Source organism: Sulfuricurvum sp., assembly GCF_022759005.1.
GTDB lineage: Bacteria > Campylobacterota > Campylobacteria > Campylobacterales > Sulfurimonadaceae > Sulfuricurvum.
The window spans coordinates 1-11551 of sequence record NZ_JAEMQA010000090.1 but is presented as its reverse complement, the minus strand read 5'-3'; the positions used below and the strand labels follow the sequence as shown (position 1 = coordinate 11551).

Here is an 11551-nt window from a genome sequence, read left to right as displayed (position 1 = left end):
CTTTATTAATACGCTAAATGCCAAATCAATCGCCTATAGTATCCTAAAAGACACAGATCACCCTTAAAATCGAACCTAAATAATTACCTTATTGATAATGGCGATCGTATAGTTTGTTATAACGACGCGATACTACTGCTTCTTTTAATGCTTCCAAACGTTCCAATCGCTGTTCAGTCGTCGGATGCGTCCGAAACAAATCAGCAAATGATATATTTTTACCGTCAAACGGACTGATGATAAACATATGGGCATTTTCAGGTGTTGCACCGTGAACTTCACCCCGCGCATTGTAGTTGGAAAGTTTAATCAGTGCATTTTGAAGCCATTCGGGATGACCGGTAAGATACGCAGCCCCCGCATCGGCCATAAACTCACGCGAACGGCTGATCGACATCTGAATCACCGTCGCAGCAATCGGTAGCAAAATCGCCATAACCAGCATTAAAATCGGATTTCCGACTCGATTGTCCCGATGAGAGAACATTGCCCCAAATTGCAACATATTGGCGATAAACGCGACAGCACCCGCAATAGTCGCAGCTACCGTCGCTACGAGAATATCACGATGCGCAACATGTGAAAGTTCGTGCGCCATAACACCTTCCACTTCATCTTCATTGAGTAATTCCAATAATCCTGTTGTAATCGCAACGGCTGCATGCGCAGGATTACGTCCAGTGGCAAACGCATTGGGAATATGATCGTGGATGATATAGACTTTTGGCATCGGCAAATCGGCACGTTCCACCAACCGCTCGACAATACGATAGAGCATCGGTGCTTCGCGCGGATCGACCTCTTGGGCATTGTAGTGCTTCAAAATCATCGTATCGGAAAAATAGTACGCGTAGAAGTTCATTCCTCCCGCCATTAACAAGGCGATCACCATCCCCCCTTGACCTCCGAGATAACCGCCAATAAAAACGAGCAGTATACTCAGTGTTCCGAGCAGCAAAAAGGTTTTAATTTGTTCCATTTAACTCCTCCTGCAACAGCGCAAAAATCGATTTTTTATTCATTTTACGGGCATAATCCAATGCGCTAAATCCGTGATTGTCCCGTACAACAATATCGGCGTTTTTCTCCAGCAATTTTTTAACAACGTCGATCCGTCCATAGCATACAGCACCCATCAGTGGAGTAAAGCCGCTTTTGCGTGTCGGTTCATTCACGTCAAATCCGTTTTCCAGTAGCAAGTTGATGATGGAGAGGTTATTGTAGGTTACGGCGACGTCAAAAACACTAACTCCCTCTTTATCGACATGATGAAGATCTGCGCCGTTTTCAATCAACAGTTCTAAAATCTCAGGATCGCACCGATAGCGCATCGCAAAACAAATCACCGATTCGCCGTTATCCTCTTGAGCATTCGGATTTCCTCCGCTACTTAGATACTTTTTGATTCCCAGGTAATCGTTTGATTTGAGTAAACCAATCCATTGTTCCATTGATATTCCAATTTAATAATATAGCGGTAGTATAACACGCAACATTCAACCCATCCATAGGCTCTTGTGGTAAAATTCTATATTAATTTTACACCAAGTGAGAAAATATGGAAATTTTAGAAACCGAAGCCGCGTTTAAAGCGTGCGTTCAAGAGATTCAAACCGGTACCGGATATAAAAATCCCCTTGCATTCGGTATCTGCCGTGTCGATTTCGGTCAGCTTGACAGCTCAAAGATTCTACAAGCGACCTATCCGCATATCAACTGGAACGAAAACTTCGGAAGTGCGGCTATTTTTATCAAAAGTGCCCAAGAACAAGGTTTTGAGATCGATTTCAACGCCGATGAAGTAATCATCCCGGTTACCACCAAGTTTTTAGAGGGGTGCCTAAACGCATTTACCCCGTATGCCGATGAAGCCTTCGGCGATGCTCACAAAAACATCCAAGTGGTCTCAGCGCTGTACAATCAAATCAAAGAGCACGGTATGCGCGATGGCGAATTCCGCCTCGTGATACTTTTCAACGATGTGGCGTGTACGAGCGTCGAGGGAACATACCTCAAACTTTATGCCCTCTCTACGTCTAAAGCGGCGCTTCGCTCTCTCAACCTAAACGGTGCGTTCGGTGCATTGCACAATGTTGCATGGTCAGATGGTAAGCCGATTGAGCTTGAATGGCTCCGTGAAAATGAGATCGAACTCAAATTTGCGAACAAATACCCGAAAATCGATTTCGTCGATAAATTTCCGCGCTATCTTCAACATATCATCCCTGCCAACAATACCCGTGTACTCGATGATTCAAAAGTCCGTTTCGGTGCACAGCTTCATGCAGGAACAACGATCATGCCGGGTGCGAGCTACGTTAACTTCAATGCGGGAACAACCGGTGTCAGCATGGTAGAGGGACGTATTTCAAGTTCAGCGGTTGTCGGCGACGGCTCAGACGTAGGCGGAGGTGCTTCCATTCTCGGTGTTCTTAGCGGAACGGACGGTATTCCGGTCACTATCGGTAAAAACACCCTCTTGGGTGCCAACTCAGTTACGGGTATCGCACTCGGTGATGGATGTATTGTCGATGCGGGAATCGCTGTTTTAGCGGGAACCAAGTTTGCGGTCAGTGCCGAAGAGCTCGCCAAAATCCAAGAGGCGAATCCGTCTAAAACCCTTAGCGGCACAAGCTTCAAGGGGAAAGACTTAGTTGGGTTGAACGGTATCCATTATCGCCAAGACTCAATCACAGGGCAATTGCTTATCCGCCGTTCTACCCGTGAAGTAAAACTCAACGCGGATCTACACTAATCTGTATTTTCTATCACCGTTTAAGGTGATGGGATTTATACTGATCGCTATCTAAACAAAGGAGCTTCTCGTGATAAGCTCAAATGCCTCCTCCATCATCTCCAATCAGACATGGATGAATGCAAACGCCAACAATGTTGCCAATGTAAATACCGATAAATTTGTCCCTCAAGAGACAACGATCAGTGAAACACAAAATAGCGGAACCAAAGCCAATACAGAGATGGCAACATCCAACGGGAGTGAAAAATCACAAACCGATCTCTCAAAAGAGCTGAGTGAACAAACAACGATTGAAAAAACAACTCAGGCAAATATCCAGGCAATCCGGACCCAAGATGAAATGTACGGATCATTACTCGACATTCGAGGATAGTCTACAGCGATTTTTTCTTGGCGATGCTCTTAGCCTGAGTGGCCAAAGGGGTAGTTGTTTTTGTAAAAATATTCATACTCTCCACACGTGAAAGCAATTTCATTGACGGGTCATAGTCGGGTAATTCGGATCCCAGTTCCAATGTGCTGATAATTGCTTTTCCTATGACATGGCGTCCTTGACTTCCGGTTTTATCGATAGTTCTCACTCCCCAGAAGTTGTGCATCACCATTACATTATCCTGATAGGTACCCACGTACAAAAGAACATGCCCTTTGAGATAAATAATGGTTTCAAAAGGGACGCCTTGTGCTTTAATTACAGAGAGTTTCTCTTCATTACTCATACCTGCAAAAGAGATCACTTCACCTTTTTTTGATTGCGATGCCGAATTCCTCGGCAACCATATACCAAAAGGGGTCATAAAATCGCGGATCATCGACGAACAGTCTCTTTCACCGTACATGCCACCCCACCCGTAGGTGTTTTTTAGCAACTGATTACCGATAGAAATCAAATCATTCTTATTGAATCTACTCACACCGATATGCGCCGCATGTTTGGGTAGCGAGAGTATTTTTAACGTACCGTTTGCATCAACCGCTTTGACGTAATAATATTCCCCCTCTTCCCTCTCCAACGGGAGAACCATACCGATACGCGAATAAGTAACGAATCGGTTGGAAGCATCATAAAGGGCGATATTATCTTCTACAATAAAAACTTTTTCTGATTTTTTTATCGTTGCTGATGTTGTATCATCGATCAAACTAATACCATCAGAAGGGACCCATCCTGAGACATTGTTGGTAAAAATATAGCTCCATGCACCGTCTTTTGAAGTATGCGAAACAAAAACAGGCTCATTATAATTGACACTGCTGTTTTGCAGAAGATCAAACGGATAGCCATCTCCCGCTTTGGAGGGATCTTTATACAATGGCTTATCCGTTGGAAAAGCCCGTATATTCATCCATTTGAGGGTAATCGCTTTTTTATTGAGACTTCCGTAGGCATCAAAATTGGACTGATTTTTCATCCCTTCGAACCACGACGAGGGAACAGGAACTAAATTATTCCCATAACCACCGCGAAAAGCCCGTAGCGGCCATGTCACATCTTGAACTTTTTGCGGTGCTTGCGTATAGTACCACGGTGAATAATAGCGATCTTCAAACGTCATTTGGACATCAAAGAGATTCTCTTTGTCAACACTATTTTGCTCGACGTAAGGAACCATGGATTGTTCAAATCGCTCTAAATCGTTTATTTTCGGACCATACTCTGGAAGTTTCACATCCAAATCCTGGGGGAACATGCAGCAAAACGGATCGGATAATAAAGTTTGATTCACATCATTTTTCGGAAACGGCGGCAAGGGTTTTGAGGGAGATTCAATGTTAGGGGTATGGGTACTACACCCTCCTAATGCCATTAATAAAATTCCGCTCATCCAAACCGTTGTTTTCATGTATCGTTTCACTTTTATTCGACTCCGCCGAATCTCCCCACGACACGTCCGATTATTTCTACTTCATCTTTGCGGGCGACATACGTCGGATAGTCTTTATTATCTGAAATAATATCCAGTTTACCATCAATTCGTACTTGTAACCGTTTGATAAAAAGTCCATGTTCGGTACGAATCGTAAAAATTCCGCCACGGCTGATGTCGGTTTTCGAGCGGTTGATAAAAATAATATCATTATAGCTAAACGACGGTTCCATCGAATCACCCGATACATTGATCGCTTCAATGTGGCGTAGCTCTTTTTCGCCTCCCAAGGAGAGGACGAAATTCTCTTCAAGCATCAGAGGTTCGTAATCCAACTCTTCATTTTCTGCGCCTCCCCCTGCTGAGGCGTTTATCGAAGAGAAATAACGTACCATATAAAAGCGGTTTGTCGGTTCGATCAAACTCTCCGGAGATTGATTATAGAGAAGCCAGTTGATCGCGATGGAGCGTTTGGCACAAAAATCGAGCAGTTCATTAAAAGGAATTTTATTACGCTTCTTCATCGTAGCAAAATTCATCTGCGAAATTTCCAGCAAATCTGCTACATCTTTATCAAACACTTTTTTTTCGGGAAATTCCGAAGAGACTATATCTTTGATCGTCTCGACAATATCACTGAATGTTTTCATAATAGTATCCTTTTGGATTATCGATAGTGTATTATAAGAATTATGACACATAAAAATCAAATATATTGCAAAATGTCATATTTTTTTATTTGATTTGAAAATTATTTTACGATTTGCCTAATTAAAGTCAAGGAGCTGACAATGGCAAAAGTAATTCGCCAAGCAAACGGATGGATGGATAAATTTGAGCGAAAGATGGGAATTTGGGCAGAAAAACTTTTTTAATCGGAATCTTTTTGTTCGTTTTCTTCTTTTTCCATTTTATCCAAACGGGAAAGATGATAACCGCGAAAAATATAGATTAGAAAAAGGATGAAAAGTACCGTCATAACGGTATCAAGTAGTTGCATCATAGTTACATCAGCTTTCGGTAGTTCATAAAATTTTGTTTGATCGCTTCATAGAGGATTATCCCTGTACTAATCGCGAGGTTGAGACTTCGACCCTCTTTGGTCATCGGAATCGTCATCGTCCGATCAGGATACGCCTCTAATATTTCAGAGGGGATCCCTGCGGTTTCGCTTCCGAAAAAAAGATAGTCCCCCTCTTGAAATGTATGCTCAAAATAAGCTCTATCTGTTTTGGTTGTGGCAAAGAAAAAACGATCACGATGCGTGTGAGCCTCCATAAAAGCATCAATATTTTCCCAAACGTGCAAATCGATTTTATGCCAATAATCCAGACCTGCACGACGTACCGCTTTCTCATCAATATCAAAGCCAATCGGTTTAATAAGATGAAGCGATGAAGCCGTATTAACGCACAGCCGTCCGATAGCACCCGTATTATTCGGAATCTGCGGATGGACTAAAACAATGTTAAACATTTAAAAAATGATCGTTTTGTTATCATGAACAAAAATACGATCTTCCAATGCCAATTTAAGTGCTCGTGAGAGGACGATTTTTTCGACATCACGCCCCTGACGCTGCATCTCTTCCCATCCGTGTGCATGGTTGACACGAATGACGTCTTGAGCAATAATAGGCCCTTCATCCAAATTATTATTGACAAAATGGGCTGTTGCTCCGATAATTTTTACACCGCGTTCATACGCTTGTTTATACGGATTGGCTCCGATAAATGCAGGGAGAAAGGAGTGATGGATATTGATTATTTTATCTTCGTATGCTTCGACAAAACGAGGTGTCAAAATACGCATGTATTTTGCCAATACGATGTAATCAATCTCACCGAGCTCTCTCAACTTCTCAAGAACACGACGTTCATGCTCATCGCGATCACACCCCTCATGCGATACCGTATAAAAAGGGATATTGAATTTCGAGACCAAAGGTTCAAGTAAATCGTAATTAGAAACGACACCGACAATGTAACAGTCAAGTTCACCCGCTTCGTAGCGAATCAAAATATCTCCAAGCGCATGGGACTCTTTGGTCGCCATCAAGACAACACGCTTTTTGCGTGGTGTAATCACCTCAAGCTGAGCAGTAGCGGGAAGAACGGCGCGCAATTCATTTTCTAACATTTCAGGTGCGATCTCACCGGCGACGACACTGCGCATAAAAAATTTATTTTGTGCTTTGTCTACAAATTCGTTATTAGAAATAATATTAAGATTGCGATTAAAAAAGACTCCTGATACTTTATATACCAAACCTTTTTCATCACTGCAATCAATCAATACGCGATAATGTTCATTCATTCATCTATCCTATGGTAAAAAAAGAGTTACGATTCTTTTATTATCTCTAAACGATGGTCGATTGTCGCCAAAAGATATTCTAAAAAATTCAATGTTAAATCGACTTTTGCCTCAATTTGTTTGTTATTCGGAGATTGAAATCCTTCAAAAAGGACCAATAAACGTTCACGAATCCCCTCCAACATTCGAGCTTCATCATCTCGCACAACATGAACCGTCTCAACAATCTGAGATACCGGCTCAACAACCATTTTTTGGGCAGCTATCAATTCTTCTTGAAACGGAGTTTTTTTCTCCTGCTTTGGGTGAATGATAGCTTTTTCAGCAGGTTCCGTGGCAGTGGTCAACTCTTCAATCTCGGCTAGTGTGGATAAGATAACATCTTTTAATTCCATGCGCGCAATAACCACCTTTCAAATTGAATAAATTCTGCCTCTTCTTCCATCTCGATGAAATAGCTTTTCATCTCGTTGTTGACCCCTAAAAACTTTTTTCGCATTCCCGACAATCGGCGAATCGCGATTTTTGCATCGGCATTAGAGGGATCTTTTTTCAATATCTCTTTGTAAATTTCAAGAGCGTCCTCTTTGAGCCCTTGAAGCTCATAAATATTGGCAAGGGTTAAAGTTTGCATTTTGCGGCGAAATTAGCGATGATTGAACCCATTTCACTTGTTGAACAGACCTCTTTAGCATCAAACCCTGCGATGTCTTTTGTACGGTATCCTTCAGCCAATGCTTGTTTGATACCGTAATCGATACGATCCGCCGCGCGATTTTCACCCAGTGCAAATCGAAGCATCATCGAAGCACTCGCAATGGTAGCGATCGGGTTGGCAATCCCCTGCCCTGCGATGTCCGGAGCAGAACCGTGAATCGGCTCATACACACCGATTTTTGCCCCAACAGAAGCGGATGGCAACAATCCGATAGAACCGGAGAGCATGCTCGCTTCATCGCTCAAAATATCCCCGAAAATATTACCGGTCAAAATGACGTCGAATTGCTTCGGATCACGAATAAGCTGCATCGCCGCATTATCCACGTACATGTGGCTGAGCTCCACTTCAGGATACTCACATGCCACCTCTTCGACCACTTCACGCCACAACTGGCTGACGTCCAATACGTTGGCTTTATCGACCGAACACACTTTTTTAGAACGTTCCATCGCAATTTTAAAGGCAACATGAGCGATGCGTTCAATTTCAGGGCGGGTATAGACCATCGTATTCCATCCACGGTTCTCATCACGCCCTTTCGGTTCACCGAAGTAGATCCCGCCGATCAACTCACGGACAACCATCAAATCGACCCCTTTGACGATCTCCGGTTTCAATGAGCTGGCATTGACCAATTCATCATAAACATTCGCCGGGCGAAGATTCGCGAATACACCGAGTTCTTTACGGAAACGGAGCAATCCGCTCTCTGGGCGTTTTTCACGCGGCAGAGTATCCCATTTTTGACCGCCGATGGCACCGAATAATACAGCGTCCGAGGCTAAAGAGACGTCAATCGTCTCTTGCGGCAACGGATCGCCCACCGCATCGTAAGCACATCCGCCCATCAAAACTTCTTGATAATTGAACTCTAAATTTTCGCATGCGGCAACCGCGTCTAAAACTTTGGTCGCTTCATCAACGATCTCAGGACCGATCCCGTCCCCTTTAATCAATGCAATGTTATAACTTTTCATCTACTTATTTTCTCCCTGCGGCAATTTCGGCTTCTGCATAGTTCATCAAACCGCCTGCAGAGATCAGTTCTTGCATGAACGGCGGAATTGGGATAAAGTTGTATACTTTTCCGTTTGTCGTGTTGGTGATGGTTCCTGCATCCATATCGATACTAACCGATTCACCCTCTTTGATCTCCAGACTCTCAGGAAGCTCAAAAATCGGCAATCCCATGTTAAATGCGTTGCGGTAAAAAATACGGGCAAATGTCGGAGCGATAACCGCCGCGACGCCGGCTGCCTTGAGGGCGATAGGGGCGTGTTCGCGAGACGAACCGCATCCGAAGTTTTCATCGGCGACAATGATGTCGCCCGGAGTCATTTTGCTCACAAATGCCGGATCGGCGTCTTCCATGACGTGTTTAGCAAGCTCTTTCGGGTCTGACGTGTTGAGATAACGGGCGGCGATAATGAGGTCGGTATCGATATCTTTACCAAAATTCCAAACTTTACCTTCAATTTTCTGCATCAAAAAATCCTAATGGTTACGTAAAATTAGAGGGATTATAGCCTATAAGAGTTGAAAGAGTTTTAAAACCCGATAATCTCACTCTGCAGAAATAAATTTTATGGATGTGTAGTTGACGCAATGACGGGTGTTTTTCGGTGTCATTCGCTCTCCGATAAACACATGTCCCAAATGTCCGCCACACGCGGCACAAATAATCTCTACACGTCGTCCGTCGGCATCAGGAACTCGTTTCACCGCACCCGCAATCTCATCATCGAAACTCGGCCAACCGCAATGAGAATCGAACTTGTTTTTAGACGTATACAGCGGGGTATTGCACTGGCGGCATACATAAATCCCATTTCCTTCATGTAAAAATTTTTCATAATTCGCTCCAAAGGGGCGTTCTGTCCCTTTGCGTAAAATGACATACTCTTCTTCGGGAGTTAATCTATTGTAGTTCATGTTTTTCCTAGCTATCGGATTGAAATTTAGTCAATGAGGATCATAGTGTCAAAAGCTAAAAATGAAATTGAAGATAAAAAGTGCCTTCCGGGAAAAAGCCCCGGCTAAGAGAAAGAGAAGTTTAGCGTTAACGTTTGAGGCCGTTCGTTGTTGCAAGCATCTCATCACTCGTGGTAATGACTTTTGAGTTTGCATCGTATGCGCGCTGACCGGTAATCAAATCGGTCAGTTCAACGACTAGCTGAACATTCGAAAGTTCAACAAAACCTTGACGGATATTTCCTAGTCCGTTTTCTCCAGGAGTTCCCTCAATCGGTTGACCGGAACTATCTGTTTCAACAAAAAGGTTATCCCCCATCGCATGTAAACCGGCAGGATTGATAAAATTGGTCAGAGATATTTGCCCGATTTGCGTCGCTTGTGCCTGACCGGCTTGAATAACACTCACAATGCCATCAGTCCCGATACTGATACTCGTCGCATCTTCGGGAATAACTACCTCAGGAGTTACGGTATAGCCATCTGAATTGACGAGTGTTCCGTTTTGATCAACCTTGAACGATCCGTTACGGGTATACACTTCCGTACCGTTTGGAAGCTGAAGTTTGAAAAAGCCTTTTCCTGTAATCGCAAGATCAAGCGTATTGTCGGTTTGTTTCAAACTCCCCTCGCTAAAAATTTTATTGACGGCAGTAGGACGTACCCCAAGCCCCACTTCGATACCGGTCGGAGATTTGGTCGTATCGCTGGTAGAGGTTCCGGCATACGTCATAACTTTGTACATCAAATCCGCAAACTCGGCACGCGATTTTTTGTATCCCATCGTATTAACGTTGGCCACGTTATTTGCAGTCGTATCGATCTGACTTTGCATTGCCAGCATCCCAGTGGAGCTGGTATAGAGTGATTGCATCATAGTGTTATCTCCTTAATTTATCGGCGTGTTACGGCTAGTTTTTCAATGGCATCACGGTTGAGGTCATTCATCTGCGAATCCATCGCTTTTTGATACATTCCGACCAAACGGTTTGCTTCGACCAGTGCGATCATTTCATTCACCGCGTTGACATTGCTTTTTTCGGTAAATCCCTGCATGACGCTTCCGCTTTCATCTTTTGGTTTCAACGGATCAGCAGGATCAGGCACATACAAATTTTCTCCCTCTTTTTTGAGCATTCGGAGATTTTGCGGCTCGACAACAAGAAGCTTTTTATTGGCTACCATCTGAGTCGTTCCCGGTACATTCGTCATAGCCTGACCGTTTTTGTCGATTGTGATGACGCTGTCTTGAGGATTGAACGTAATCTCTGTTTTATCGGTTGAGAGCACTTCGTAACCTTGTTTATTTACTAGCTTGCCCTCATCATTCAGTGTAAATGCTCCCTCACGAGTCAGACGGATTCCCTGTGGTGTTTTTACGGCAAAAAACTGCCCTTCTTTGGAAAGGGCAAGATCAAAGGTATTTCCTGTCTCTTGCATCGACCCGAGACTGTAATCGGTGTAGGCATCGGTAATCTGCGGGACACGGCTCATGGCACGGTTAAAATACTGCGCCGCGTCTTCCGTATTATTGGCGATCGGCAATTCACTTTGTGCCGTTTTATACAAACGGGCGAAATCGCCTGTAATTACCTGATCACGTTTGAAGCCTGCCGTATTGGCATTTGCGAGATTGGATGCAATCGTATCCATACGATTAAATTGAGCAACCATTCCACCGGTAGCTGCATAATATCCGGTCTGCATTTATCATCCTTGTGAAGTTGTTAGTGTCAAATAGCAACAAGTGTTCCAATATTGTTTTTTTCCCTTTTAGTCGGACAAAACTGCACTTTAAGAAAAATTTCGGTATAATCCACATCTTTTTAACAGTAAAGGGAGCCCTTCTCGTATGAGCGTCAAAGATCTAAATAAACATCTCGAAACCCTATTTTCCGAACATAAATCCAAAAATTG

Annotated in this window: 16 protein-coding genes; 2 read left to right on the top strand and 14 right to left on the bottom strand. The window is 43.5% G+C overall.

Features of this window, described 5'->3' with window-relative positions:
- Positions 1-88: 88 nt before the first annotated feature.
- The gene (gene htpX, locus JHC35_RS06215) at positions 89-979 is read right to left on the bottom strand and encodes a zinc metalloprotease HtpX (protein ID WP_295043066.1); all 891 of its coding nucleotides are present in this window, start codon (positions 977-979) and stop codon (positions 89-91) included.
- Entirely contained in the window at positions 966-1451 is a 486-nt protein-coding gene (locus JHC35_RS06210) for an ankyrin repeat domain-containing protein (RefSeq protein ID WP_295043064.1), read from the bottom strand. The genes htpX and JHC35_RS06210 overlap by 14 nt, the downstream gene beginning before the upstream one ends.
- Positions 1452-1558: 107 nt before the next feature.
- Between JHC35_RS06210 and JHC35_RS06205 the strand changes: the two genes are divergently transcribed.
- A complete protein-coding gene (locus JHC35_RS06205) occupies positions 1559-2755 on the top strand; it encodes a tetrahydrodipicolinate N-succinyltransferase N-terminal domain-containing protein (protein ID WP_295043062.1) in 1197 nt (398 codons plus the stop codon).
- A 70-nt stretch (positions 2756-2825) separates the two neighbouring features.
- On the top strand, positions 2826-3131 hold the full coding sequence (locus tag JHC35_RS06200) for a hypothetical protein (RefSeq protein ID WP_295043060.1): 306 nt from the start codon (positions 2826-2828) through the stop codon (positions 3129-3131).
- A gap of 1 nt (position 3132) precedes the next feature.
- On the opposite strand, the gene JHC35_RS06195 is transcribed toward JHC35_RS06200, so the two are convergent.
- The 12 genes from JHC35_RS06195 to JHC35_RS06140 all read right to left on the bottom strand — a co-directional run bounded on the left by JHC35_RS06195 (position 3133) and on the right by JHC35_RS06140 (position 11341).
- Positions 3133-4602, bottom strand: a complete 1470-nt coding sequence (locus JHC35_RS06195; protein WP_295043058.1) for an SH3 domain-containing C40 family peptidase — start codon at positions 4600-4602, stop codon at positions 3133-3135.
- A 14-nt stretch (positions 4603-4616) separates the two neighbouring features.
- Positions 4617-5276, bottom strand: a complete 660-nt coding sequence (locus JHC35_RS06190) for a LexA family transcriptional regulator (RefSeq protein WP_295043056.1) — start codon at positions 5274-5276, stop codon at positions 4617-4619.
- 221 nt (positions 5277-5497) lie between these two features.
- Entirely contained in the window at positions 5498-5629 is a 132-nt protein-coding gene (locus tag JHC35_RS06185; protein WP_295043054.1) for a hypothetical protein, read from the bottom strand.
- 2 nt (positions 5630-5631) lie between these two features.
- Positions 5632-6102 carry a tRNA (cytidine(34)-2'-O)-methyltransferase gene (locus tag JHC35_RS06180; protein ID WP_295043053.1) on the bottom strand — a complete coding sequence of 157 codons (471 nt, stop codon included), beginning with the start codon at positions 6100-6102 and terminating at the stop codon, positions 5632-5634.
- Positions 6103-6942, bottom strand: coding sequence for a formyltetrahydrofolate deformylase (purU, locus tag JHC35_RS06175; protein WP_295043051.1), 840 nt, complete (start codon positions 6940-6942; stop codon positions 6103-6105). It lies immediately after the preceding gene.
- Between the two features lie 26 nt (positions 6943-6968).
- Positions 6969-7337: a hypothetical protein gene (locus tag JHC35_RS06170; protein WP_295043048.1), complete on the bottom strand. Its 369-nt coding sequence runs from the start codon at positions 7335-7337 to the stop codon at positions 6969-6971.
- Entirely contained in the window at positions 7328-7576 is a 249-nt protein-coding gene (locus JHC35_RS06165; RefSeq protein WP_294918279.1) for a tetratricopeptide repeat protein, read from the bottom strand. Before JHC35_RS06165 ends, JHC35_RS06170 begins: the two co-directional genes overlap by 10 nt.
- A complete protein-coding gene (leuB, locus tag JHC35_RS06160; RefSeq protein ID WP_295043046.1) occupies positions 7564-8640 on the bottom strand; it encodes a 3-isopropylmalate dehydrogenase in 1077 nt (358 codons plus the stop codon). Before leuB ends, JHC35_RS06165 begins: the two co-directional genes overlap by 13 nt.
- Positions 8641-8644: 4 nt before the next feature.
- Positions 8645-9148, bottom strand: coding sequence for a 3-isopropylmalate dehydratase small subunit (locus JHC35_RS06155; RefSeq protein WP_295043045.1), 504 nt, complete (start codon positions 9146-9148; stop codon positions 8645-8647).
- A gap of 78 nt (positions 9149-9226) precedes the next feature.
- The gene (locus JHC35_RS06150) at positions 9227-9595 is read right to left on the bottom strand and encodes a methionine-R-sulfoxide reductase (RefSeq protein WP_295043043.1); all 369 of its coding nucleotides are present in this window, start codon (positions 9593-9595) and stop codon (positions 9227-9229) included.
- Positions 9596-9722: 127 nt separating this feature from the next.
- Positions 9723-10511: a flagellar basal-body rod protein FlgG gene (gene flgG, locus JHC35_RS06145; RefSeq protein WP_295043041.1), complete on the bottom strand. Its 789-nt coding sequence runs from the start codon at positions 10509-10511 to the stop codon at positions 9723-9725.
- A 17-nt stretch (positions 10512-10528) separates the two neighbouring features.
- Entirely contained in the window at positions 10529-11341 is an 813-nt protein-coding gene (locus tag JHC35_RS06140; RefSeq protein ID WP_295043039.1) for a flagellar hook-basal body protein, read from the bottom strand.
- Positions 11342-11551 lie beyond the last annotated feature (210 nt).